Origin of the sequence: Rickettsiella endosymbiont of Rhagonycha lignosa, from assembly GCF_964031165.1 — a bacterium.
Lineage (GTDB): Bacteria > Pseudomonadota > Gammaproteobacteria > Diplorickettsiales > Diplorickettsiaceae > Aquirickettsiella.
In genome coordinates, this window is the sequence record NZ_OZ035011.1 from 1,441,819 (window position 1) to 1,468,112 (window position 26,294).

General features: G+C 36.7%; 24 protein-coding genes and 1 tRNA gene. 12 read left to right on the forward strand and 13 right to left on the reverse strand.

Features of this window, described 5'->3' with window-relative positions; genetic code table 11:
* The first annotated feature begins 265 nt into the window (after positions 1-265).
* Complete coding sequence (locus AAHI99_RS06395; protein WP_342227447.1) at positions 266-982, forward strand: 4'-phosphopantetheinyl transferase family protein; 717 nt, start codon at positions 266-268, stop codon at positions 980-982.
* Between the two features lie 55 nt (positions 983-1,037).
* Here AAHI99_RS06395 and AAHI99_RS06400 read toward each other — a convergent pair whose 3' ends face one another.
* Both AAHI99_RS06400 and AAHI99_RS06405 read right to left on the reverse strand, forming a co-directional pair.
* Positions 1,038-1,700, reverse strand: a complete 663-nt coding sequence (locus tag AAHI99_RS06400) for a S24 family peptidase (protein WP_339050153.1) — start codon at positions 1,698-1,700, stop codon at positions 1,038-1,040.
* A gap of 142 nt (positions 1,701-1,842) precedes the next feature.
* Positions 1,843-3,102 carry a 6-phosphofructokinase gene (locus AAHI99_RS06405; RefSeq protein WP_342227448.1) on the reverse strand — a complete coding sequence of 420 codons (1,260 nt, stop codon included), beginning with the start codon at positions 3,100-3,102 and terminating at the stop codon, positions 1,843-1,845.
* Positions 3,103-3,262: 160 nt separating this feature from the next.
* Between AAHI99_RS06405 and mpl the strand changes: the two genes are divergently transcribed.
* From mpl to ribH, 4 genes are read left to right on the forward strand one after another with little or no spacing between them, the layout of a single operon-like run.
* Positions 3,263-4,630 carry a UDP-N-acetylmuramate:L-alanyl-gamma-D-glutamyl-meso-diaminopimelate ligase gene (mpl, locus tag AAHI99_RS06410; protein WP_342227449.1) on the forward strand — a complete coding sequence of 456 codons (1,368 nt, stop codon included), beginning with the start codon at positions 3,263-3,265 and terminating at the stop codon, positions 4,628-4,630.
* The gene (ribD, locus tag AAHI99_RS06415; RefSeq protein ID WP_342227450.1) at positions 4,623-5,705 is read left to right on the forward strand and encodes a bifunctional diaminohydroxyphosphoribosylaminopyrimidine deaminase/5-amino-6-(5-phosphoribosylamino)uracil reductase RibD; all 1,083 of its coding nucleotides are present in this window, start codon (positions 4,623-4,625) and stop codon (positions 5,703-5,705) included. Before mpl ends, ribD begins: the two co-directional genes overlap by 8 nt.
* Positions 5,706-5,750: 45 nt before the next feature.
* A complete protein-coding gene (gene ribB / locus AAHI99_RS06420) occupies positions 5,751-6,971 on the forward strand; it encodes a 3,4-dihydroxy-2-butanone-4-phosphate synthase (RefSeq protein WP_342227451.1) in 1,221 nt (406 codons plus the stop codon).
* A gap of 15 nt (positions 6,972-6,986) precedes the next feature.
* Positions 6,987-7,484 (forward strand): 6,7-dimethyl-8-ribityllumazine synthase, encoded by a 498-nt coding sequence (gene ribH, locus AAHI99_RS06425; RefSeq protein WP_342227452.1) that lies wholly within the window; start codon positions 6,987-6,989, stop codon positions 7,482-7,484.
* Positions 7,485-7,651: 167 nt separating this feature from the next.
* Here the strand turns inward: ribH and AAHI99_RS06430 are convergent, their stop codons facing one another.
* The 6 genes from AAHI99_RS06430 to AAHI99_RS06455 all read right to left on the reverse strand — a co-directional run bounded on the left by AAHI99_RS06430 (position 7,652) and on the right by AAHI99_RS06455 (position 13,835).
* A complete protein-coding gene (locus AAHI99_RS06430; RefSeq protein WP_342227453.1) occupies positions 7,652-8,395 on the reverse strand; it encodes a ferredoxin--NADP reductase in 744 nt (247 codons plus the stop codon).
* Between the two features lie 65 nt (positions 8,396-8,460).
* Positions 8,461-10,164, reverse strand: a complete 1,704-nt coding sequence (locus tag AAHI99_RS06435) for an SGNH/GDSL hydrolase family protein (RefSeq protein ID WP_342227454.1) — start codon at positions 10,162-10,164, stop codon at positions 8,461-8,463.
* Between the two features lie 168 nt (positions 10,165-10,332).
* Positions 10,333-11,274, reverse strand: coding sequence for a bifunctional riboflavin kinase/FAD synthetase (gene ribF, locus AAHI99_RS06440; RefSeq protein ID WP_342227455.1), 942 nt, complete (start codon positions 11,272-11,274; stop codon positions 10,333-10,335).
* A complete protein-coding gene (murJ, locus tag AAHI99_RS06445; protein WP_342227456.1) occupies positions 11,271-12,803 on the reverse strand; it encodes a murein biosynthesis integral membrane protein MurJ in 1,533 nt (510 codons plus the stop codon). The genes ribF and murJ overlap by 4 nt, the downstream gene beginning before the upstream one ends.
* Entirely contained in the window at positions 12,800-13,219 is a 420-nt protein-coding gene (gene ruvX / locus AAHI99_RS06450) for a Holliday junction resolvase RuvX (protein WP_342227457.1), read from the reverse strand. The genes murJ and ruvX overlap by 4 nt, the downstream gene beginning before the upstream one ends.
* Positions 13,212-13,835 (reverse strand): YqgE/AlgH family protein, encoded by a 624-nt coding sequence (locus AAHI99_RS06455; protein WP_342227458.1) that lies wholly within the window; start codon positions 13,833-13,835, stop codon positions 13,212-13,214. Before AAHI99_RS06455 ends, ruvX begins: the two co-directional genes overlap by 8 nt.
* Before the next feature lie 146 nt (positions 13,836-13,981).
* Between AAHI99_RS06455 and ispF the strand changes: the two genes are divergently transcribed.
* Positions 13,982-14,467 (forward strand): 2-C-methyl-D-erythritol 2,4-cyclodiphosphate synthase, encoded by a 486-nt coding sequence (gene ispF, locus AAHI99_RS06460; RefSeq protein ID WP_342227459.1) that lies wholly within the window; start codon positions 13,982-13,984, stop codon positions 14,465-14,467.
* A 13-nt stretch (positions 14,468-14,480) separates the two neighbouring features.
* Here the strand turns inward: ispF and AAHI99_RS06465 are convergent.
* Positions 14,481-14,567, reverse strand: a tRNA-Leu gene (locus tag AAHI99_RS06465).
* Between the two features lie 214 nt (positions 14,568-14,781).
* Here AAHI99_RS06465 and AAHI99_RS06470 point away from each other — a divergent pair.
* From AAHI99_RS06470 to glmM, 5 genes are all read left to right on the forward strand, one after another.
* Complete coding sequence (locus tag AAHI99_RS06470) at positions 14,782-16,119, forward strand: MFS transporter (protein ID WP_342227460.1); 1,338 nt, start codon at positions 14,782-14,784, stop codon at positions 16,117-16,119.
* 35 nt (positions 16,120-16,154) lie between these two features.
* Positions 16,155-17,468, forward strand: a complete 1,314-nt coding sequence (locus AAHI99_RS06475) for an MFS transporter (protein ID WP_342227461.1) — start codon at positions 16,155-16,157, stop codon at positions 17,466-17,468.
* Complete coding sequence (gene rlmE, locus AAHI99_RS06480) at positions 17,461-18,087, forward strand: 23S rRNA (uridine(2552)-2'-O)-methyltransferase RlmE (RefSeq protein WP_342227462.1); 627 nt, start codon at positions 17,461-17,463, stop codon at positions 18,085-18,087. Before AAHI99_RS06475 ends, rlmE begins: the two co-directional genes overlap by 8 nt.
* A 215-nt stretch (positions 18,088-18,302) precedes the next feature.
* Positions 18,303-20,228 carry an ATP-dependent zinc metalloprotease FtsH gene (gene ftsH, locus AAHI99_RS06485; protein WP_342227463.1) on the forward strand — a complete coding sequence of 642 codons (1,926 nt, stop codon included), beginning with the start codon at positions 18,303-18,305 and terminating at the stop codon, positions 20,226-20,228.
* Between the two features lie 26 nt (positions 20,229-20,254).
* On the forward strand, positions 20,255-21,601 hold the full coding sequence (gene glmM / locus AAHI99_RS06490) for a phosphoglucosamine mutase (RefSeq protein WP_342227464.1): 1,347 nt from the start codon (positions 20,255-20,257) through the stop codon (positions 21,599-21,601).
* Between the two features lie 12 nt (positions 21,602-21,613).
* On the opposite strand, the gene glmS is transcribed toward glmM, so the two are convergent.
* Positions 21,614-23,446 (reverse strand): glutamine--fructose-6-phosphate transaminase (isomerizing), encoded by a 1,833-nt coding sequence (gene glmS / locus AAHI99_RS06495; protein ID WP_342227465.1) that lies wholly within the window; start codon positions 23,444-23,446, stop codon positions 21,614-21,616.
* A 169-nt stretch (positions 23,447-23,615) separates the two neighbouring features.
* On the opposite strand from glmS, the gene AAHI99_RS06500 reads away from it, so the two are divergent.
* Positions 23,616-24,350, forward strand: coding sequence for a ComF family protein (locus AAHI99_RS06500; RefSeq protein WP_342227466.1), 735 nt, complete (start codon positions 23,616-23,618; stop codon positions 24,348-24,350).
* 34 nt (positions 24,351-24,384) lie between these two features.
* Here the strand turns inward: AAHI99_RS06500 and AAHI99_RS06505 are convergent, their stop codons facing one another.
* From AAHI99_RS06505 to AAHI99_RS06515, 3 genes are all read right to left on the reverse strand, one after another.
* Complete coding sequence (locus AAHI99_RS06505; RefSeq protein ID WP_339050188.1) at positions 24,385-24,798, reverse strand: RNA-binding protein; 414 nt, start codon at positions 24,796-24,798, stop codon at positions 24,385-24,387.
* Between the two features lie 156 nt (positions 24,799-24,954).
* Positions 24,955-25,434: a Dps family protein gene (locus tag AAHI99_RS06510; protein WP_339050189.1), complete on the reverse strand. Its 480-nt coding sequence runs from the start codon at positions 25,432-25,434 to the stop codon at positions 24,955-24,957.
* A 100-nt stretch (positions 25,435-25,534) separates the two neighbouring features.
* Positions 25,535-26,269 (reverse strand): VacJ family lipoprotein, encoded by a 735-nt coding sequence (locus AAHI99_RS06515; RefSeq protein ID WP_342227467.1) that lies wholly within the window; start codon positions 26,267-26,269, stop codon positions 25,535-25,537.
* Positions 26,270-26,294 lie beyond the last annotated feature (25 nt).

Sequence of the window (26,294 nt, forward strand, 5' to 3'; positions counted from 1 at the left end):
AATAGTTTCTATTTTTAGGAACTTGCTTATTTTCTTGTAGGTAATGTTTAGGAATAAATTAAATGCAAAACTTGTATTACTGCATTGATGTATTTTTAAGTTTTACAATATTGGAAAGTATGAGAATCCAGCAAGGTTTTTAGATTTTGCCAAGTATTCTTGGTAGTTTCTTGTCTAGAATATAGCTTAAATTTCACATTTCGAATCTCCTAAGGTATATTAAATAAATTTCAGTTAATTCTTAAAAATATAGGATTTAATACCTATGTGTGTCTTGAACCAATCTATTATCCATATTTGGCATACTAGATTTGATGACCATACTAAAAAATATAAACTCTTTAAAAGTTGGCTTGCTCCTGAAGAAAAAATACGCGCTGAAAAATTAGCTATTCCTTATCGACAAAACTTTATTATTTCAAGAGCGGTGCTTCGCGATTTGTTAGCCTATTATTCGCAACAACCTCCACAGAAGCTGAAATTAAGCTATTCAGTTTCTGGTAAACCCTTATTAATAAACTCTGAGCAGTCCCTTGAGTTTAATCTTTCGCATTCAAAAAATATCTTGGTTTATGCTTTTACTATCGACACACCCGTAGGTATAGATATTGAATACATAAATCCAAGAACACACCTCGACAAAATCGCTTATCGTTTTCTTCTTGCAGATGAATATGATCGATTACAATTACTGCATGGGATAAAAAAAATAAAGGTATTTTTTAATGCTTGGGTAAGAAATGAAGCGTTAATAAAAGCCAAGGGCAATACTTTGCAGACGCATCCATATTCTCGATATAAACTTTCCTTAGATCCTCAAATAAATACTTTAAAATACAAACAAAAAGACTTAAATTCTTTTTATGCAATTTCAAATGTGTCTCTTTATACTGATTTTGCAGCCGCTATTGCCGTAAAAGGAAATGAAAAACCTATTCTTATTAAAAAATATACTAAAAGAATGTCAGAATTAAATATGTAGAAAATATTTTTTTGACTGTCATAAACGATGCTTAGAAAAAATATTATCTAATTTATTAAAACTCCATCAGCATAAAACGCACTACTCCACATGTCGTATCGTCAGGCTGCATTTCTGTCAAAGGATAATGCTGATTGAGTGCTTTCAGATAACGACGATTACCATCGATGACTAACTGTCTAAAAAGTAAGGTATTGCCAGGATCTTGCTTTATTTTAGCTAAAATAAAGGCAGCATTGTGTGCTACGCAATCAGTATCTAATACAATAATACAATTCTTAGGAAAACTAGGACCTTGTGCGGTTTCCATGCAATCATTTTCTACGCGAAGCGCAAAAGCATCTGAACTAAGCGGAATATTAGTGCTTAAATACTTAGAATAGGTTTTTGGTGAAATCTTTATAAAATGCAGAAAACGTTCCTTCGCCTCTTGGGGGGTCAATAAGGGAACTTGATAGTAAGGCTGGCTATTTTCATACTGATAAGCCCCCTCAGTCTCTTCAGCTGCATGCTCATGATCTAGCCATCCATGCGGTTTATTAAAAACTTTCTCTATATGGTTAGCCAATCTATCGCCAATATTTTTAATTGGACTATTGCCAATTAAATGACTAATTTGACTTTGTGAACGATCCAAATGCTCAGATAGATCGGTGATCCCACCTACTGAGCGAGCTAATTTCCGTAAATTTTTCCGTCTAATATCTTTTATATTCATGCCATAGCTTTATTAAAGTTTTAGTGTTATGACCCATACAGTAAACTTATACTTTGTTTAAAGTCCTATAAATGTCAAAAAAAGTAATATGCATGGTAATACATATTACCTTTTTAGATAAGTGGTAGCATAATTATTTTAATTAAACAATGAAATTCCCTAGCTTTTTCTTAACTTTTACCTTTTTCAACTGTATATAATTTGGTAAACCTTTTTGATACGGAGGATAATCCTCCCCCTGAATTAATGGCAGCAGATAATCACGACAACGCTGAGTAATATGAAAACCATCTTTAGTGATGTAGGATCTGGGTAATTTTTTTTCTTTATTGGCAACAGTAGCTAATGTTGTCTCACCTATGGACCATCGATAGCGCTTTCCGGTTGCTCTAACGATAGTAGGCATGACTGCATTTTTTCCTTTGATAGCAAATTCAACCGCAGCTTTACCTAAAGCATAGGCTTGTTTGACATCCACTTCAGCAGCGATATGTCGTGCAGAACGCTGCAAATAGTCGGGTAATGCCCAGTGATATTTATAGTCTAATTTTGTTTTAATTAATTGTGCGATAACTGGAGCCGCGCCACCTAACTGCTTATGGCCAAAAGCATCGGTGGTACCCGCTTCAGCTAAAAATTTTTGCGTAGAGCCTCTAATACCTTCTGCCAAAACGATAACGCAATAACCCCATTTTTTTACTGTTTTATCCACTTCCTTTAAAAATAAAGCTTCGTTAAAAATTATTTCAGGAAATAAAATAATATGCGGTGCATCTCCTTTTTTTTGCATAGCCAAACCACTTGCTGCTGCTATCCAACCCGTATGTCGACCCATGACTTCCATGATGAATACTTTAGTTGAAGTTGCATGCATCGAAGCAACATCTAAACTGGCTTCTAATGTAGAAATAGCCACATATTTTGCAACTGAACCAAAACCAGGGCAGTTATCGGTGATAGGCAGATCATTATCAACAGTTTTGGGAATACCTATGCAAGTTAAGGGGTAATTTAGTTTTTGGCTAAGCAAATAAATTTTATGGGCTGTATCCTGTGAATCCCCGCCCCCATTATAAAAAAAATAACCAATGTCGTGCGCCTTAAAAACTTCTAATAAACGTTCATATTCCGCACGATTGTCCTCTAGGTTTTTTAATTTATATCGACAAGAGCCAAAGGCTCCTCCGGGCGTATAACGTAACCCGGCAATTGTTTTACTGCTTTCTTTGCTGGTATCAATTAAATCCTCTGTTAAAGCACCTATAATGCCATTACAACCAGCATAAACCTTCCCAATTTTATTTTTATATTGTCTAGCGGTTTCGATTAGACCACAGGCTGTGGCATTAATAACTGCCGTTACGCCGCCTGATTGCGCATAAAACACATTTTTCTTTGACATCCTGCTTATTCTCCAGGTAACTTAAAGTTAAATACACTCACAGTAATTGAATTTTTGGCAAATGTCGTGAAGAGGATTGTTAGTTGTGCGGCACACAGGCAAAAATTCAAATATAAAGGGTATAATATACTTGAAACATTCACACTTTTTCTAGAGTAGCATGCGACTTCATATTTTAGGCATTTGCGGTACATTCATGGCGGGCATTGCTTTAATAGCCAAGCAGAAAAATTTTGCTGTCACAGGCTCTGATGCAAATATCTATCCTCCAATGAGTGATCATTTAACCGAGCATAACATTTCGATTTTTGAAGGCTATGACGAAAAAAATCTGTTACCTCATCCCGACTTAGTCATCATGGGCAATGCCATGACACGTGGAAACCCATGCGTTGAATATGTTTTAAATCAAAATATTCCCTATATTTCTGGTCCGCAGTGGTTAACGGAAAATGTATTACACGAATATCATGTTTTAGCGGTTTCTGGAACACATGGCAAAACCACAGTATCAAGTTTATTAAGTTGGATATTAGAATATGCGGGATTAAATCCTGGATTTTTAATTGGAGGGATTTCCAATAATTTTAAAAGCTCTGCGCGTTTAGGCAAAGATTTTTTTGTCATTGAAGCAGACGAATATGACACAGCATTTTTTGATAAACGCTCGAAATTTATTCATTATCATCCTAAAACTTTAATTATAAACAATCTTGAATTTGACCATGCAGATATTTTTCCGAATTTAGATGCAATTAAAACTCAATTTTCTTATTTACTCCGAACAGTACCTAGCCAAGGATTAATTATCTGCCCTAAAGATGATAAAAATTTACAAAATGTCATTTCATATGGCTGTTGGACACCCATTGAATACACAGGTAACAAAGAAAATAATGATGTAATTTGGCGAATTGCACTTTTAAAAGCAGATGCCAGTCAATTTACTGTCCATCATAAAAACATTAAACAAGGCGATGTAAATTGGCAATTAATTGGTGCTCATAATGCAGCCAATGCTATTAACGCGATTGCGGCAGCAAATCATGTTGGTGTTAATCCAAAAATCGCAATTGCTGCGTTAAACCAATTTCAGGGAGTAAAGCGTCGCTTAGAAATTTATAAAAAAATTAATGATATTACTCTTTATGATGATTTTGCTCATCACCCAACTGCAATTTCTGCGACTCTAACAGGTTTGCGTAAAAAAATTGGATGTAAAAAAAGGATATTAGTTATTTTAGAAGCAGGAACGCATACTATGCGTTCTGGGATACATAGAGAAACCCTTGCCCCCTCCTTACAGAATGCTGATAGTGTATGGTTGTTGCGACCCAAACAAGATTGGGATTTTGAGCAGGCACTACAAAAGACATCCATTCCTATTTTTATTTGTGATTCCATAGCCGATATTATTCAAAAAGTTGTTAAAGAAGCTAGAGCATCTGATCATATTGTTATTATGAGTAACAGAGGTTTTGATAATGTGCATGAAAAATTGGTTCGAGCATTAGAAGCATATGAATAGCTCTGCAACTGACTATCTCAAAACAGCATTAACATTAGCAGAAATACGAAAAGGATTTTGCGCGCCAAACCCTTGTGTTGGAGCTATCTTAGTTAAAAATGATCAGATAATTGCTAAGGGCTACCATCAAGCAAGTGGTTCTCCACATGCTGAAATAAACGCTATCAATAAAGTTGATGTTTCTCTCATCCAAGGAGCAACATTGTATGTCACTTTACAACCTTGTTGTCATATTGCTAAAAAAACTCCTCCTTGCACGGATCTAATTATAAAAAGCGGCATTCTAAAAGTTGTTTATGGCTTTCGAGATCCTAATCCGGCTGTAACCAATTATACTGATAAAATATTACGGGATGCTGGGATTGAATGCATTCACCATCCTCTTGCGCTTATCGATAATTTTTATGTGAGCTATGCCTTTTGGTGGAAACATAAAAGACCGTTTACTACCGCGAAATTAGCCATGAGTTTAGATGGGAAGATTGCGGGAGAAAATGGAAAAAGAATTCAATTAACCGGAAATATCGCTCAACAATTTACTCATCAACAACGTAAACATACAGATGCAATTTTAACTACAGCTAAAACTATTTCATTAGACAACCCATTACTAAATTGCCGCATCGATGGTAATACCTACAAAAAACCCCTTTACATTTTAGATACTCATCTCAGCACATCTATTTCAGCAAACGTTTTTAATTCCGCAGAACCAATAACAATTTTTCATAACATTTCAGTAAGTAAAAAAGAACAAGATCGATTTCGAAAATATGATATTCGTTTCTTTCCAATAAAAAATAATACTAATGATCTTGACTTACTAGAAATACTTAAACAAATCGGCCAAGATGGGATAATGGATCTTTGGATAGAAGCAGGGGGTAAAAGTTTTCAATCTTTTGTCCAAAATAATTTATTACAACATGCTTTTATTTATGTATCGCCCATATGGCTGGGGGAAAACACTCAGTCAGCTTTTACTTCATCCGAACCTTTAAAGGGGGCACTATTGACCGATTCAATTATTTTAGGTAAGGATATTTGTTTTGAGTTTAAATGGAGCGAACATTAGGCGTATAATACTGTCTCAATTAGGAATATAACAAAACAGTTACTGATGATGAAAACCTCTACATTCGCATTCCCCACCATTACACGCGCTTTAGAAGACTTGCGCCAAGGTAAGATGATCGTTCTATTCGATCATGAAAATCGTGAAAATGAGGGTGATTTGGTCTTAGCAGCTGAAATGGTAACCCCAGAAGCCATAAACTTCATGGCTCAATATGCCCGTGGATTAATCTGCTTAGCTTTAGTTGAAGAAGATGTCAAGCGTTTACAAATCCCAATGATGGTAGAGCAGTCTACCAATCCGTTTAATACCGCCTTTACTGTCTCTATTGAAGCTGCAAAAGGCGTTACAACCGGCATTTCCGCCGCAGACCGAGCTCATACCATACAAGTTGCCGTTAACCCACAAAGCGATCCTCATGATATTGTCATGCCCGGCCATATTTTTCCGTTACGTGCCCGAAAAGGCGGTGTTCTAGAGCGTATGGGGCAAACTGAAGGAAGTACTGATTTAACCCGTTTAGCGGGTTTAAAATCCGCGGCAGTTATCTGCGAAATCATGAACCCCGATGGAAGCATGGCTCGATTCTCTGATTTAGAAAAATTCGCCAAACAACATCAACTTACCCTATTATCGATACGAGATTTGATCCAATACCGTTTACAAACTGAATCTTTAGTCCAAGAAATCGCTTCTATTCGCCTACCCACCGAAGAATATGGGGATTTGACTGTCAAGCTGTTTGAAAGTTGTATGGACAAACATCACCATTTAGCAATCATTAAGGAAAAGTCGGATGCATCCTCTAAACCCACTTTAGTACGTATTCATTCAGAATGCTTCACTGGCGATCTATTTGGTTCTATTCGCTGTGATTGTGGTTGGCAGTTACATGAATCCTTAACCCAAATCAGTCAACAAGGAGGTGTATTGCTTTATTTACGCCAAGAAGGTCGAGGTATTGGTTTATTAAATAAACTTAAAGCTTATGCATTACAAGACCAAGGTCTAGACACCGTCGAAGCGAATCAAAAATTAGGTTTTGGCAGTGATGATCGTAATTATTGGATAGGGGCACAAATGCTGCAAAACCTTAAAATATTACAGGTAAAATTACTTACCAATAATCCACAAAAAATTGTTGACTTAGAACAATACGGAATTGAAGTCGTTCAACGCATTCCATTAATTGCAAAGCCTAACTCAACAAACCTTGCCTATCTAAAAACTAAACAAACTAAACTTGGGCATCTACTCAATTTATAAAAAAAGGAGCAAACCATGCAAAAAATAAAAGAAATTATTGCTAAACCCTTACATTTCAATCAACCCACCGATGAATTTAATATTGCTATCGTGGTCAGTCGCTTTAATCAAAGTATTACCGAAGAATTACTAAATGGGGCCTTACAACGATTAAAAGAATTAAATTTTCCTGAACAACACATCACTATCGTCAGAGTTCCTGGAGCGGTAGAAATCGGTCTTACTGCTCAACAAATTGCCATTTCAGATGAAAATTGTTTGGCTATTATTTGTTTGGGAGCTGTTATACGAGGCGAAACCGATCACTACGATTATGTTTGTCGGCAAGTGAGTTATGCTTGCCAAAAAGTTGCTTTGCAAGAATCTATACCTGTCATTTTTGGTGTGTTAACCACTGACAGTGAAGAACAAGCGCTCGCACGCATAGACGGAAAGCGATGTCACAAAGGGCGAGATGCAGTCGATGCGGCAATGGAAATGATTTCGGTGCTTGAACAAATCGAAGCAGAATAAATATACTTTTCGTAATTGAATTTTTCTCTGGGTTATCGTTCAATTTGCAATCCTAATGTATGTTAATATACTCGGGTTGCTTAATTATCACGGCGCCTAGCCGAAAAACCTAATTGCTGTGAGTATTAACCCATTTCTATTTTCAGCAGCTATTTTATAGTTGCTGATCAATTAGAAGAAATATACTTTTCGCGCCGAATAATTTCTGTAGGAAAGGCATAGCTTTTGACTAATAACGTAAAAACCTCATCCACCATATTTGGATTACCGCATAAGTAGACAATATCTTGGTTGGGGTTAGGTTTTATCTTACTAAAAGCATTTAATACATAACCGGTATGTTCAAAATTTAATGCCTCTTGCAATTTAACCCGACTATAATAGGCATGAAATTCAAACCAATGATTTTTTTCTGCAAATTCAATAAATTCATCACGGTACAGCAAATCTTCAGCCCTACGCACACCAAATAACAATATAACCTTAAAACAGGGTCGCAATTTAAATCGCTGTTCTAATTCAGCTAACATCGTCCTGTAAGGGGTAACACCCGTACCCGTTGCTACCAAAATATAACGCTCCGGCATTTCCTCGCGCAGAATAAGCCGACCAAAAGGACCAGTCGCTGTTAATCTATCTCCAGGTTTTAATGTGAATAACAACTCGCTTGCAGTACCTGCGGGAACATAAGATGCTGCAAATTCAATTTTATTAGTCGCTTGGTGTGTTTTGTTGGCGATACTATAACTACGGCGCAGTACTTTTTCAGCCGTAGGTATATGCAAAGTAATAAATTGTCCTGGGATGAACTCAAAACTCTCCCCCTCTTCGTAGCGAAAAGTGAAGTGTTTGACGTCGGGAGCAATCTGCTCACTGGTTTCGAGGATTAAATGAAATTCTTTTCGTGACATAATCCGCGTAGTCTAATCAGCTAGGTCGGTTTCGTCAAAATATTTGTCTACTTAAAGCTAAGTTCTTAACGCAAAGAATATCTTCTTAGACTGAGAAAGTCATCTGAAGATTCTGCTGATTTAACTGAAAGTTCAATTTTAGGACTAACTCTATCAGAAATAGCCATGTCATCTTGCCAAACTCGAGGTTGTTTAATTGCAAAGTTATTTTTAAAAAAAGGATCGAACATTGTCTCTAACATAAAATGTACCATTACCGAAGGATGTAAATCATCCCAGAATATGTCTTGCTGATTCGGGTAATTTTTCTTTATTGCTGATAATACTGATGCATAAATATCGGTAAGTTGAATTTTTTTATTAAATTTTTCTGCATAAGCTTTTACAGCCTCTTGAACTATGTGAGTAGTCCAATAATCATGTTTATCTTCACAGCCAGCTAATTTACTAATGCTATCTTTTAGAGGATGCTCCTCAAGTTTTTTATATAATAGGTTTTTGTTTTTTTCAGATAACTTAAGTCTAACAGTTTCGGGAAGCCTGTATGAATCCATTGCACGAATCAACTCTCCATCTTTAACAAAATAAAGCATTAATTCAGTATTTTGATTAATTTCTTGAATGATAACAGCATTTCCAGATTTGATTTTATTTGTTATAACTTCTTCACCTTGAGGTGCTGATAAATAATAAACTGCGCAACCACTAGTAAATCCGTAAGCTTCAGGATTTTCATCTATCTTTTCAAATACTGCAGCAGCATCAAATATTTTTACTTCGGCAGTAAGTTTCGCTTTACTACTTATTTTATGAACTAAATTCTCTATTTCTTGCAATTTTTTGTTATTCCACGCAATTTTCCCTTGTCTCTTTCCAAGTAATTGTTTTTCAGACTTTGATAATTTGATATCAATTGATACTTCTTTGTCATTTCTTAAAATAAAATTTTTGTTATCAACATAATAAACTTTCCTATTATTACCTACACCCGTTATGACGATTCCTTTTTGGTTAATGTTGGTTAGATCCACATCCTCTTTTTTAGCTACCTGATAGATATCACACAAACTAAAATCAAAATATTGATAGTTTTTAGCTAAATCTCTTAGTCCCTCATTAAAAGAGTCACACGCTTCTTTGGCTTGTTTTCTTTCCTTTTCTGTTTTCTTGGAAAATCTAGGAGTTTTACTAAAATCAGGCAACGTAAAAACTAAAATATTTTTTGTATAATTTGAATCATTTTTTTGTTGAGAACTCGTTAAAATGTCTATAGTTTTAGCAATTCCTTGTATAGCTCGCTCAGCTCCTCCTCTATCACAATAACCTGCTGTGACTAGATCGTTAGCTCCGGCAAAAATGATACATAAATCCTCGCGATTAAGCTTAATATCTTTTTGTAGTTTTTTTGCTTCATTTTGTATATTAGTCAATACCAAACTTAGAAGAAAACCTCTAAAAAACTTAATTATATTAAAAATTTTTTCTATGTAATTATAAGCCATCGCGCCTCCTTGCGCCCTATTTTCATATTTGAAAAACCCATGAATAGGAGGTAAATGTGGATTCTCTAAGGGATTATTAGACTCTCTAACAAATTCTAGAACTTTTTCAAAAGCATAATCCCAGCTATAACCATTAGTAAATTGTTCATGCGGAGATTTATATAAAAATAAGCTTAATGGGATACGGCCCAGCATTTTTTTTTCATACATTCCATTTTCACCGCCTGGATCACTTAGGCTATCACCCAAAATATTTACTCCAGCCACTTCAATCTTCGATGTTATATCTCTTGGACAGACTGTTTTAGATAGATCACTATAATGATGCAAAGGTATTATGTGAGAATTCATTATTAATTTTATTATTATTTTTTGAATAAATTATTAGAAATAATAACAGCTAAAAATTAAGACTATATTAAAACAACACAAAAATTACTGTTTTTGTTTGTCTACAAAATAATTTTTAGCCACGATTACATCTTTGTTAATTTGTTGCTTAAGAGAATCTAAGCTATCAAATTTTTTTTCTTCGCGTATTATGTTTAAGAATTCTATTTCAATAAATCGACCGTAGATATCCTGATTAAAATCCAATAAATGAACTTCTAATAAATTTTTCAACCCGTTTACAGTGGGTCGTTTACCACAATTGGCAACCCCCGGTAACGGTGTTGCTGCTAATCCAACTACATGTACAACGAATACCCCTTGTAAAGGTATTACCTTGCGATGCAAGCCAATATTCGCTGTGGGGAAACCAAGTAAACGACCGCGTTGATCACCATAAATCACATGGCCACTGAGTCTAAAGGGACGTCCTAGTAATAATGCTGCTAATTTAAAATCACCTTGTTTGACAGCATTTCTTACGCGGGAGCTACCTACGCGCTCATTATCAAATGATAAGGTTAGCGTAGAAAAAACTTTAAAACCATATTCCTGACCTAATTTTTGCAATAAAGAGAAATCTCCTTGACGTCCCTTACCAAAACGAAAATCATCTCCAACTATTAGGCCTTTTATAGCTAACTTATCTACTAAAATTTTTTTAACAAATTCTTCTGCGGTGCATTCTGCTAAACGTTTATTAAAACGTAAGCAAAGAACTCGATCAATCGCTAAAAATTGTAACGATTTAATTTTTTCTCCGAGTCGCATTAAACGAGCTGGGGCTTTATCTGCATAGAAAAATTCTTGGGGATGAGGCTCAAAAAGAATCACGCAAGTGGGTAAATTAAGTTGCTTCCCGAGTTTGATTAGCGATTGAATAACACTTTGATGTCCTTGATGTAAACCATCAAAATTACCAATGGTAACAACACAAGTTTTATGCTTCGCTTTTATATTATGAATGTTGCATATTAGTTCTGTCATGACTTAGCTTTTAAATCATGGTAACGCAAACCACTTACCCATAGCATAGCAATATAAATAATAATTGCAGCAATGCCCAGAATAAAAATATGTGAGAAACGTTGCTGCCAACCCCAATTTATCCAAATCGGAGTAGCTGCTGCTGCCCAATACAAAAATAAACACAATGCGCTATTTGCTAATAGTAGCCGTAATATAAACTTTAACCAACCGGATTGCCATTGAAAAACCTGACGACTTTGCAAACCCCATAATAATAATCCTGCATTCAACCAAGCAGATAACGAGCTTGCCAAAGCTAAACCGGCATGTTTTAGAGGAAAGATTAATAAAGCATTAAAAATCATATTCGCAATTAGGGCAATAATGCCTATTCTTACAGGCGTTCTTATATTTTGCTGTGCATAAAAAGCGGCTGCTAATACCTTTATCAACATAAAAGCTTGTAAACCCACAGAATATGCAATCACACTGCGTTGAGTCATAAAAACATCATGGATAGTAAATTTTCCATAATGAAAAAGCGTAACAATTAGCGGTCCGGATAATATCAACATTGTTAATGAAGCAGGAATACCGATCAATAAATTACAACGCAACCCCCAATTTAAGGTACTGGCAAACAATTCAGGCGATTTCGCTGCATGTTGTCGAGAAAGATGCGGTAAAATTACCGTCATTAAAGCCACACCAAACACACCTAATGGAAAATAAGCCAGCCTATCTGAGTAATAAAGCCAAGTCACACTGCCAGCAACTAAAAAAGAAGCAAAAACTGTATTCAGCAATAAACTGATTTGTCCTATAGATGAACCGAATAAAGCCGGCAACATAAGTTTTAATACTTTTTGTACGCCAGGATCACGCCATTTAAATTTTGGTTTTTGTAATAATTTTAATCGATTCAAAAAAGGTAATTGAAAGCCTAATTGTAGAAATCCGGCTAGTAATACACCCCAAGCCTGGGCTTCAACAGGAACTTTAAAAAACCGCGTCACGCCAAAGGCAGTAAAGATTAATGAGATATTTAGTAATGCAGGTGTAAAAGCAGGAACCCAAAATTGTCCATAGCAATTTAAAGTCGCGCCGACTAAAGCGGTTAGAGAGATCAACATTAAATAAGGAAAGGTTATCCTTAACATCTCTATTGCTAATTGGAAACGATACGGATCTAAGCCTGGAGCAAATAAACTAACTAAACCCTTACTTCCCAGAACACCTAGAATACAAATGCCTAATAAAATCAATCCTAGTGTACCGGCTATATATGCTACAAATTGTTGCACTTCTTCTTGTGAACGAGTTTGCTTAAATTCAGACAACGTGGGAATAAAAGCCGTAGAGAAAGATCCTTCTGCAAATAATCCGCGCATGAAATTAGGAATTTTAAACGCAATATAAAAAGCATCAACCGCTGCAGTCGCACCAAAAATCCTAGCTGCCACCATATCGCGAACAAATCCTAAAATCCGCGAAATCAACGTCATAGACGCAACGACTGAAGTTGACTTAAAAAGTGCCTTACTCATCGGTTTTCTAACCATATTTCAATAATTAATTGAGCTGCAATACTATCGATAGATTTCTTTTTTAAAGCCTTATATCCTCCAACAGCAAAAAGACGTGATCGCGCTTCTACGGTAGTCAATCTTTCATCAACCGGAAAAACTGGTAACTGAAAACGATTTTTTAATTCTATTAAAAAATCTCGCGCTAAATGTGTTATCGGTTGTTCTGAGCCATCCATATTTAGTGGAATACCTACTACTAATACCTCCGGTGACCAAATCTGTAATAATTGTTCAATTTCTTTCCATGGAAGCTCACCTTTTTTCACGGTTAAACTAGTCAAAGGTTGGGCTAAGGAAGGTGATGTTTGTCCTACTGCCACACCAATATACTTAGAACCAAAATCAAATCCTATTACAGTCTTAAATTCAAGCATGACCACCCATATAAGCTAGTTTAGTCACATCAACACCTAAATAATTCATAGCCTTTAACCATCGTTGCTCAAAAGGAATATCAAATAATATATTAGGACTGGCAGGCAAAGTTAACCAAAAATTATTAATAATTTCTTGTTCCATTTGACCGGCTATCCAATTTGCATAACCTAATGAGAAAATAAACTTATCAGGTCCTTGTTGTTTAGCGATCGCTAATAAAATATCTTTAGAAGTCGTTACGCAAATTTCACTGCTCATCTTAAGGCTTGATTGCCATTCCCCCATAGGTGCATGTATCACAAAACCACGTTCAGGATGAACAGGTCCTCCACATAGGATTGGAAAATCTGCCCCTGCAGTACTTTTAGTTGCTTCTATCTTGCTACTTGTGATGTCTTGTAATATTTCTGAAAGATTAACCCGCAAGGATTGTAAGGGTTGGTTAATTATAATACCTACTGCTCCCTTTTCAGTATGCTCGCATATATATACAACGGAACGATTAAAATAAGCATCCCTTAAAATGGGCATAGCCACTAAAAAGTAATTTGTAAAATAATTTGTCATCTCTATCATTAAACCTTTCCCGGCTAAAATCTGCTCGTTAATCATAGCATCTGCTTTAATATCCAACCTAGTCTTTAACTTAAAACGATAATTCCTCATGTCCTCAAGCTTAGGCAGAAAAACATTTGCTCAACATGATACGATACTAATCGTTATCTCGTTAAAAAAATGCCATAAAAAAAGAGGAAGCTATGAACACTAATTTTCGTGTAGGCTATGGGTACGATGTGCATGCTTTTGAAATAGGAGACCACATAATCTTAGGAGGTGTCAAAATTCCATATCGAATGAGTCTTAAAGCACATTCAGATGGGGATGTCGTTATTCACGCTCTTGTTGATGCGCTCTTAGGAGCGTGTGCTTTAGGTGATATAGGTCTACATTTTCCTGACACTGATGAGCGTTGGAAAAATAAGGATAGTCGGCAATTCCTACAAACAACCGTCCAAATGTTGGATGAAAAAAATTACTCCATCAATAATGCAGATATTACTATCATCGCAGAAGCACCGAAGCTTAAAGACTATTTTGCAGCAATGCGTTTTAATTTAGCGCAAGATATGAAAATTGATCTGAACCAGATCAATGTAAAAGCAACTACCACAGAAAAACTAGGTTTTATTGGGCGCCAAGAGGGAGTTGCGGCAACTGCGATCGTTCTTCTTCAAACTAAATAATTTTTATTTTTACTGGTACCGAGAGTGGGACTCGAACCCACACGATGTCACCATCACCGGATTTTGAGTCCGGCGCGTCTACCAATTCCGCCATCCCGGCAATAGCTGCTCAAGTATAACAAAGTATTTTTTAGGATCAATCTTTATCATTAGTCTGAAAAATTATGCGCTTGCAATCAAAATCTCAATCACTTATTGTTTTCTATCAAATCTTTATTATATGGCTTAGAGCACTGCGTAATAACGTTAACTTGATCTTTTAAAAAAAGCTATCAACAATAAGGTCATGAGGAACATGATCTAAGAGGTAAATAATGTACAATAATGAAGCGATAATGTCACAAGATGTGTCACACTCATTAACTACTAAAAAACAATTACTTCTCGCTTCTGTTATTTGTATACTTGCTGCCATGTTCTATATGTATGAGTATACTTTGCAAGTATCTCCTGCAGTTATGACTAACGAATTGATGCGCGATTTAGGTCTTAATGCAGCAAGCTTAGGCACTATGGCTGCTTTTTACTATTATTCTTACACACCCATGCAATTACCCGCTGGGCTACTTTTTGATCGCTTTGGTCCACGGCGTTTAATAACCTTAGCTATTTTAGTTTGTGCTCTAGGAGCATTTCTGTTTGGTATAACGCCAAATGCGGTTATGGCTTCGTTTGGTAGATTTTTAATGGGAATAGGATCTTCTTTTTCATTTATCGGCGCTTTACTCCTTGTTTCACGTTGGTTCCCCCCTCAATATTTTGCTTTACTTACCGGCCTCGTTCAGTTGATGAGCTCAGTTGGAGCAATCGCTGGTCAAGTTCCTTTAGTAACCGCTATTAATCATTGGGGTTGGCGAGCAACTGTTGTCTCCTTAGCTATCGTTGGTTGCTTATTGGCACTGTTAGTATGGACGGTAGTAAGAGATAGTCCAGAAGCTGTTTCAAAAGGGCATAAATTTCAATCCCCACCTAAAAAAGGTGAATTAAAACGGCTACAACAAGTATGTAGCAATATACAAACTTGGCTAATTGCCTTGTATTCTTTTTCTATATGGGCTCCTGTTACTGCATTTGCAGCTTTGTGGGGCATACCTTTTCTTGTAGCCAGTTATGGACTTACTACAGAAGCTGCTTCCGAAGCGAGCGCAATGATTTGGCTAGGTATCGGCTTAGGTAGTCCCTTAGCGGGTTGGTTCTCAGACAAAATCAATTCGCGATCAAAACCACTTAGCTTTTCTGCTTTATTAGGAATAATAAGTCTTACAATAATTATATATTGTCCGGTACTCCCATTATTTTGGCTATACTTTATTTTATTTATCTTTGGTGTAGCTGCATCAGGACAATCATTAGCCTTTGGGGTTGTCAAAGATAATAATACTTCTTGCGTAGTCGGCACAGCTATTGGTTTCAATAATATGGCCGTTGTCGCGGGAGGAGCTTTGTTTCAACCCTTAATAGGAGTTTTGCTTTATGTTAATTGGAGGGGCATTATGCATAATGGCACCCCTTTTTATGGTATAGTAGATTATCAGAAAGCGCTTTTTGTATTACCTTTATGTTATATCATTGCATTTTTTGTAAGTCATTTTTTGCTTCGAGAAACTTATTGCAGACCACAATATTCCAATGAAACAGCTAGTGCAATTTAAGTTTTTTATTAGCATTGCTACTTTAATCAAATCTTATGTCTGAAAATAAAAATAACGGTTTACCCTCGCTCTCTTTAGCAAAGCAAAAACCTACTTTACTCGCTGCCATTATCTGTATTCTTGCCTCATGTTTTTACATGTATGAATTTATATTGCAAGTTTCACCTGCAGTAATGACTAATCAATTAATTAATGACTTAGGGCTCAATGCTATTACCTTAGGAACAATGGCGGCTTTTTATTATTATTCTTATACCCCGATGCAACTGCCAGCAGGATTTTTATTTGATCGGTTTGGTCCTCGACGCTTATTAACTATTGCAGTTCTAACCTGTGCTGTAGGTGCTTTTTTATTTGGGTCAACCAACAATATAACCACCGCTTCCATGGGCCGATTTATGATGGGAATGGGTTCTGCTTTTTCGTTCATCGGCACTTTAGTCCTTATATCGCGCTGGTTTCCTTCTCGTTATTTTGCTTTTTTAACAGGTTTAGTCGAATTAATGAGCTGTATAGGGGCAATTGTTGGCGAAACCCCATTAACTATTGCCGTAGGCCATTGGGGATGGCGGCCAACCATCATGATTTTGGGTGTCATAGGAGTTATTTTAGCCCTATTAATCTGGTTGATAGTTAGAGACAGCCCAGAAGTTGTTTCGAAAGGTCACAAATTTCAGTCAACTGCAAAAAAAAGCATACTAAAAAGTTTTCATCAGGTAGCATCTAATAGTCAAACTTGGTTCATAGCATTATATTCTTTTATGGTATGGGCACCTATTACTGCTTTTGCTGCGTTATGGGGCGTACCTTTTCTAGTTGTAGCATACGGTATCAGCACTAAAGCAGCTTCTACCGCTTGCACTATGATTTGGCTGGCTATCGGAATAGGCTGCCCATTGTTAGGTTGGTGGTCAGATAAGGTAAACTTACGTGGGATGCCTTTAAAGTTTGCCGCAAGCTTAGGTATAGTTGGATTAATACCCGTTATTTATATTCCACACCTTCCCTTATTTTGGCTTTATATTTGTTTATTCTTATTTGGTCTTGCAGCTTCGGGACAATCACTCGCATTCGGAGTTGTTAAAGATAATAATCACTCTAGTGTAGCAGGAACAGCAATGGGGATTAATAACATGGCCACAGTTGCAGGAGGAGCTTTATTTCAACCAGTGATTGGTATACTTTTACATTTAAACTGGAATGGAACCTATTATAATGGTAGTCCTTTTTATAGCGTCGAAAATTACCGAAAAGCCTTAATCATATTGCCTTTCTGTTATCTGGTAGCCTTATTAGTTGGAAAGTTCCTAATACGAGAAACCCATTGCCAACAACAACCCGATGTCTAGGAGTAAAAGCAGCCCGCGCTGGTTAAAACAGCATTTTAAGGACCCCTATGTAAAACGCGCACAAAAAGAGGGTTTGCGCTCGCGTTCAGCTTATAAATTGTTAGAGATTCAAGAGAAAACCAAGCTAATTAAGCCAGGTATGACTATCGTTGACCTTGGAGCGGCGCCTGGAGGATGGTCTCAAATTGTCTCTGGAATAGTTGGAAGCACAGGAAAAGTTTATGCCTTGGATATTTTGCCAATGGATGCTTTGAGCCATGTGGAATTCCTCCAAGGGGATTTTCGAGAAGAATCTGTTATGCAACATTTCTTACAACGTGTACAATTAAAGCCTATAGATCTTGTAATTTCTGATATGGCCCCCAATTTTAGTGGAATGCGTAGTGTTGACCAACCCAGATCCATTTATTTAGCGGAATTAGCCTTAGATTTTGCTCAGAAAGTAATAAAACCAAAAGGGTGCTTTATAGTAAAAACATTTCAAGGAGAAGGATTTGAAGGGTTTTTAAAAAACTTAAGAAGCTTATTTACAAAAGTTACTATTCGGAAACCTTCCGCTTCCAGAGGAAGCTCTGCTGAGGTTTATTTGGTTGCTATGGGGTATCATAAGGAAAAATAAACATTGGATTTATACTCACCTAATGGGATTTTTGACCAATACCACCAGGAGCGATTACAAGGCCAGCGGTTACACAGAAAATTCCAGTACGATAGTACGAAGAGTATATTTATTTAGTCCTCTTTTGGTAACGCACTGAAAAAGAGCTAAAAATAATCGAAACACAAAATTTAGTATATAATGCCCTCTTTGTGAGAAATGCGAGGTAGTCTAGCTTGAACGACATGCTGAAAAATCTATTTTTATGGCTCATTATTGCTGTCATACTTATCTCGGTATTTAACAATCTCGAACCTCGCAATAACGGTGGCGAACGCTTAACGTATTCTGAGTTTTTGAAAGACGTTCAACAAGGGAATGTGCAGTCTGTAACAATACAAAGCAACCAAGTTATAAAAGGCCAGTTACAGGGTGAAAAATCTTTCACGAGCTATATGCCTATTCCTGATCAATATTTACTTCCTGAGTTATTGAAAAATAAAGTTAATGTAAAAGGAGAACCACCGCAACAGGAAAGCTTCTTGATGCGTATTTTTATTAATTGGTTCCCTATGCTATTGCTCATCGGGGTATGGATATTTTTTATGCGCCAAATGGGGGGTGCGGGTGGAAAGGGTGCGTTATCTTTTGGTCGTAGCCGAGCTCGTTTATTAGGTGAAGACCAAGTTAAAGTTACTTTTGCCGATGTAGCTGGCGCTGAAGAAGCGAAAGAAGAAGTCAGTGAATTAGTTGAATTTTTAAAAGACCCCGCTAAATTTCAAAAATTAGGGGGGAAAATCCCACGCGGCGTTTTATTAATGGGTCCTCCTGGGACTGGTAAAACACTTTTAGCTCGAGCTGTTGCTGGCGAAGCAAAAGTCCCTTTTTTCACGATCTCTGGTTCTGACTTTGTTGAAATGTTTGTAGGTGTAGGTGCATCTCGCGTAAGAGATATGTTTGAGCAAGCTAAAAAACAAGCTCCCTGTATTATTTTTATTGACGAAATCGACGCTGTCGGTCGTCATCGTGGTGCCGGTCTAGGTGGCGGACATGACGAACGCGAACAAACATTGAATCAACTATTGGTTGAAATGGACGGATTTGAAGGGAATGAAGGTGTTATTGTTATGGCTGCCACTAATCGTCCCGACGTTTTAGATCCAGCCTTATTGAGACCGGGCCGATTTGATCGACAAGTTATTGTTGGCCTACCTGATATACGTGGTCGTGAACAAATTCTAAAAGTTCATCTTAGAAAAGTTCCTTACGGAAAAGATGTGAAACCAGTGATTATAGCCAGAGGCACGCCTGGATTCTCAGGTGCAGATCTAGCTAATTTAGTCAATGAAGCTGCTTTATTTGCCGCACGTGAAAATAAATCTACTGTGGATATGGTTGACTTAGAAAAAGCCAAAGATAAAGTCATGATGGGCAGTGAAAGACGTTCCATGGTGATGAATGAGAAAGAAAAAAAACTAACTGCTTACCATGAAGCGGGGCATGCTATTGTAGGGCGCTTAGTCCCAGACCATGATCCTGTGTATAAAGTTACTATTATTCCACGTGGTAAAGCGTTAGGTGTTACTATGTTCTTGCCAGAAGAAGATCGTTATAGCTATACCAAACAACGCTTAGAAAGCCAGATTGCTAGTTTATTTGGAGGACGCATTGCTGAGTATCTCATTTTTGGGCCAGAACAAATCACCACTGGAGCATCAAACGATATACAACGTGCGACTGAAATTTCCAGGAATATGATAACTAAATGGGGCTTATCCGAACGTCTTGGTCCTCTAACTTATAATCAAGAAAATGAAGAAGTATTTTTAGGACACCAAATTACTAAAAACAATAAATTCTCTGACGATACTGCACAATTAATTGATGAAGAAAGTCGTAGTATTATTGAGCGTAATTACAAGCTTGCTGAAACCTTATTACAAGATAACATTGAAAAATTGCATCTCATGGCAGAAGCTCTGATAAAATATGAAACTATTGATTCCAGTCAAATAAATGACATTATGGAAGGTAAACCTCCTAGGGAACCCAAAGGTTGGAGTAATGGGGGTAAAAAAGATACTCCCTCTTCTTCTGAGGAAAAATCTCCTTCACAAAAAGACTCGACAATTACAGACGATCCAGCAGTAGATAGTCTGTAATTGATCGATTTATTCTTGGATTCATCATGATTAAAACCCGCAAATATTTTGGGACAGATGGTATTCGCGGAAAGGTAGGTGAAAATCCTATTACACCAGAATTTGTACTAAAACTGGGTTGGGCTGTAGGAAAGGTTTTAGCAAATGGTCGAAATAAAGTTTTAATTGGCAAGGATACACGTATTTCTGGTTACATGCTTGAGTCTGCTCTGGAAGCGGGTTTATCTGCAGCAGGAGTCGATGTGCATCTCCTGGGCCCTATCCCGACTCCTGCTATTGCTTTTTTGACTACTGATTTAGATGCACAAGCAGGTATAGTAATCAGCGCTTCTCACAATCCTTATTATGATAATGGAATTAAATTCTTTTCTCATGATGGAAGTAAATTAGCTGATAACATTGAGCTACAAATCGAAAATCACCTTAATCAAACTATTCATACGGTTGATTCTGCTAAATTAGGCAAAGCAATTCGAGTAGAAGATGCTAAAGCACGCTATGTTAATTTTTGCAAATCAACAGTTCCAAAATCATTTCAATTAAACGGTTTAAAAATCATTCTCGATTGTGCTAATGGAGCCACTTATCATATTGCACCAGCATTATTTTCTGAATTAGGTGCCGATTTAACATTACTAGGTACGAAGCCAAATGGTTTAAACATTAATAAAGACTGTGGCTCTACCCATTTAGATATTTTACAAAAAAAAGTTTTATCCGAAAAAGCAGATTTGGGCATCGCATTTGACGGGGATGGTGATCGGGTATTAATGGTAGATAATTTGGGTGAAATTGTTGATGGGGATGAATTACTATTTCTATTAACCCAACATGGCGTTAAAAAAGGTCACATTAAAGGTGGTATTGTAGGTACCGCTATGAGTAATCTCGGTTTAGAATTAGCTATAAAAGAATTAGGCCTCGATTTTATTCGTACCTCAGTAGGCGATAGATATGTTAATGAAGCATTACAAAGCAAAAATTGGCAATTAGGTGGAGAATCGTCTGGACATATTATTTCTCGTCGCTTAACTAAAACTGGAGATGGAATCATTATCGCACTGCAAGTGTTAGAGGCTATTCAATCATCGGGTCTATCATTGCATACCGCCAAAAAAGCAATGAAAAAATTTCCTCAAATATTAATTAACATCCCAGCAGAAAATCCTTTAGCGATGATGAACAACGCAAATATAAAAAAAGCGGTGCAAGAAGCAGAGCTTTTTTTAAAAAATCGCGGTCGTATATTATTACGACCTTCAGGAACAGAATCTGTAATTCGTGTCATGGTCGAAGGAAGCGAATTGTCCGAAGTACAAACTATTGCGAATAAATTAGCTGAAATTGTTAAAGTATCTACAAATAATCTCTGAGGATTAACTTTCTTATTCAACAGTCACCGATTTTGCTAAATTGCGTGGCTGATCAACATCAGTGCCTTTTAAAATCCCTACATGGTAAGCTAAAAGTTGCAAGGGAATTGCAAAAATTAACGGGCTAATCATATCACTTGCCTTGGGTAATAAAATACTTACACTTTCAGTGTCATTTGTATCAAATTCTTCTTGAACAAACAAAATAAGCTGACCATTACGTGCACGCACTTCCTGGATATTTGACTTTAGTTTTTCTAGCAAGGAATTGGATGGTACTAGAACGACAACTGGCATATTACTATCAACCAAAGCAAGCGGTCCATGCTTTAGCTCTCCCGCTGGATAAGCTTCAGCTTGGATATAAGAAATCTCCTTAAGCTTGAGAGCCCCTTCTAATGCTACAGGAAAATGAATTCCTCGAGCAATAAATAAAGCATGTTCTTTATCCATAAATATTTTAGCTAATTTCTTAATAGCTGGATCTAATTTTAACGTTTGTTCTAAAAGTTTAGGTAAACTTCTTAATTCAGAGAGGCAAGCCGCCTCTTGTTCTTTATCCCACCCATGGGCTAAACCTAAAAATGAGGTTAATAATAATAAAACTGTTAATTGAGTTGTAAACGCTTTAGTCGATGCCACGCCAATTTCAGGACCTGCTCGTGTTAATAATACAAAATCAGACTCCCGCACCATAGTACTTCCAGGAACATTACAAATTGTTAATGTAGCTGCATAATTTTCAGTTTTAGCTTGTCTTAATGCTTCTAGTGTATCTGCCGTTTCTCCCGATTGAGATATAGTAATAAACAATGTATCTGGATAAATAATATGTGGTCGATATCGAAACTCACTGGCAATATCTACTTGACAAGGAATACCCACCCATCTCTCTACCCAGTGAGCTGCAATCAAACCTGCATGATAGCTAGTACCACAAGCGACTATTTGCACATGTTTAATTTTAGAAAAACGCTGTATGGAATTAAGACCACAAATTTCATCCCAAACTTGTAATTGGTTTACCAGACGACCTTCAAGAGCCGCATTAACCGCAATCGGTTGTTCAAAAATCTCCTTTTCCATAAAATGACGATACTTTCCTTTACTCACCACATCTTTTGGCAAATCGATTGAATGCTTAGGACGATGAACTTCCTTACCATTACTATCGTAGAAACTAAGCTTTTCGGTAGTGATTTCAACAATATCACCTTCATGTAAATAAATAAATTGTTGCGTTACCGGAAGTAAAGCCAAATGATCTGAAGCAATGAAATTTTCACCATGACCTAGTCCAACCATTAAAGGACTGCCTTTACGCACGGCTATTAACGATTGAGGTTCGTTCTGATAGAGAAAAACGACGGCAAAAGCACCTTCTAAACGAGCTACTGTCTTCTGAACCGCGGTTAAAAAATTATGGTTTTTTTTAAGCTCTTGATTCAATAAATGGGCCATAATTTCGGTATCTGTCTCAGATTCAAAGGAATAGCCCGCTTTTATCAGTTCTTGCCTTAAAGGTAAATAATTTTCAATAATGCCATTATGAACTAATGCGATATGAGAACCTGAAATATGAGGATGAGCATTAGATTCACTTGGTTTACCATGCGTCGCCCAGCGAGTGTGTGCAATACCAATGTTACCTGATAAAAATTCGGGTATTATTGCTTTCTCTAAAGCTTCAACTTTACCTACAGTTCGACGACGTATTAACTGTTGCTTAGAATCCAATATGGCGATTCCAGCCGAATCATAACCACGATATTCTAGCCTTTTTAAACCTTCAATAAGAATAGGAACAATATTACGTTGCGCTATTCCCGCTACAATTCCACACATATTTATACCTTCACAACTTATCTTAAACCTTCGCTTGTTAATCAAAAAGGAAATTTATATCGTATTCAATCATTATAATAAGGTTTATTATGGATTAACTAAATATTTCTACTAATTCATAACTTAAAATAGCTTACATGTTTTTCTAGATTAACAAGAATTTTAAATAATGGATATCAGCAAATTACTAAAACAAATAAATAAAGGGTTCACTCATTGTTTATTCCCTTATCATTGCATTTTATGCCACGATAAAGCCAATAGAGACTTTGATTTATGTATTGAGTGTGAAGAACTTTTACCTTGGTTAAAAAATATCTGTATTTATTGCGCTGCGCCTTTAATTTTTTCAACACAATCCGTTTGTGGTACTTGTTTAAAAAAGCCATCGCCTTTCCATAAATTATGTGTTTTTTTTTCTTATTCAGAAACAATAAAAAAGTTGATTACTGGTCTTAAGTTTCAGCAACGATTAATTTATGCCCATATTTTGGGAACTTTAATAGCTGAAAAAATCCGCTCACATTACCAGAGCGAAGAGTTGCCAGATAGAATTATTCCAGTGCCTTTGCATAAAAAAAGACTTTATGAGCGTGGCTTTAATCAAGCGATAGAGTTAGCGCGTCCCATTTCGAAAAAATTAAACATAAGTATTGACTATAAACGATGTAAGAGAGTAATAGACACCGCGGCTCAAAGTATGCTGCCAGCAAACCAGCGCTCAAGTAATGTGAAAAATGCGTTTGTCGCACACCAGAGTCTTGCTAACCAGCATATAGCGCTACTCGATGACGTAATGACCACTGGCCATACGCTCATCGAGATGAGTCACGCTTTATACGATGTGGGTGTAAAAAGAATAGATGTATGGTGTTGTGCCCGCACTTACTTAAGCGGGAATTAAGACCCTACTTCTATTATACTAAAGTACTAAATCCTTAATACTGCTCTTCACGTTGCTCACGGCCACGATGATAACCACCACCATTGCCGCCGCCAGAACCGCCCATTCCACCGCGTCCGCCGCCGCCACCGGTACGTCGTCCGCCGCCGCTAGCACCACCACCAGTACGTCGTCCGCCGCCAGTACCACCTGAGCTAGAATCCGGTGGATTAGCTTCGGACACAGTAATGGTGCGTCTTTCATGGATACTACCATGTAAAGCTTCTATAGCTTCTTTCGCTTCTTCAGGTGTAGACATTTCAACAAAACCAAAGCCCTTACTACGGCCACTATGGAAGTCTCGGATAACTTTAACAAAATTTACTGTCCCAAAAGGGGTAAAAAGCTCTCTTAGTCCATCGTCATCGACGCTATAGCTTAAACCACCCACATACAATCTTTTATTCACGCAAAACCTCCAAAAGGCTAAAAAAGGCCATTTCCAAGATATTAATCGTTTCCACGCTTATTAATCTGGCTATGGCAGAGATAAACTAAACGCAATCATAGTAACACAGGACAATCCTCTAGGGTATATAGGAGGGTAAACTTGATGTTAAAAATACTATTCTAAAAAGCTGCGTAACATCCAGGCATTTTTCTCGTGAACTTCCATCCGGTCAGAAAGTAAGTCCACTGATACTTGATCATCGGCTTCTTCAGTCTCTGGCAACAATTCACGGGCTAAACGAACCATGACTTCCTGATCATGCACTAGCTGACTAATCATGTCTTTGGCTTTAATTGTGCGTGTTCCAACAACTTCTTTAATTTTGCTTAATTTTGCAAAATCAGCATAACTAGCTGGTACAGGAAACCCCAAAGCTCGCACACGTTCAGCGATAGTATCACCTGCATTCCAGAGATCAATATATTGTGCTTCAAATACACTATGCAGAGGTTGAAACATAGGCCCTACAACATTCCAATGAAAATTATGTGTTTTCAAATACAACACATAATTATTTGCTAATAATTTAATCAATCCTTCAGCCACTTTTTTCCGTTTAGCTTCAGTCAATCCGCCATTCAATACTTCTTTCATGAAACCTCCAAAATTAAAGTTTATATTTTTAGATTGTTATTTCTAAATCAAGTTATCCATGTAATTTTATGAATGATGTATAGAAAAAAGCTTACAGAAGCTATTCCGCCTCGTCAACATTATCTTCTTCATCCTCATCCGTTATTAAATTATTGTTCTCACGAATTAAATAATTTCTATGTTGTAAATAAGCATTACGTTGGAATATATAGGGGTCAAAAGAAGCTTGCTTTATCGCTTGATCGAAATCCAATAATTGTGCCCGAGCATTAATGAAACTACCCCATGTTAAACCATTTCGCCAGGCTACATCATTAATATAAGGATAAACAGAAAAAACCCCATAGTTTATAGGCCAAGAAACAGCATCCCGCACGGTACGTGGGCCTAAAATAGGAACGATTAGATAAGCCGATGAAGTATAGCCCCACTTTGCTAAAGTTAAACCAAAGTCTTGATTGTGAGCAGGTAAACCAATTCGACTCGCAACATCGATAAACCCCGCAATTCCCACCGTACTATTAATTAAAAAACGCCATGTATTCGATGTGGCATCATAAAAGTCCCCCTGTAGTAAGTTATTAATAACAGTAGGGATCTGTTCTAAATTACTGAAAAAATTACCAATACCTTTGGTAACAGGCCATGGTAAAATAGTTTTATAGATGGTAGCAACAGGTTTAAAAAAGACTTTATCTAAGGTCTGATTAAGCTTAAATGCATGTCGATTATAATTTTCATAAGGATCATTATTTAAATCACTACCTGAATCAACAGCTAAAACAGGTGATACCGCCAATAATAATAGGCAAAATCCTAATAATCTGTTATGCATTCATAATGCCTCATTTTAATTTATA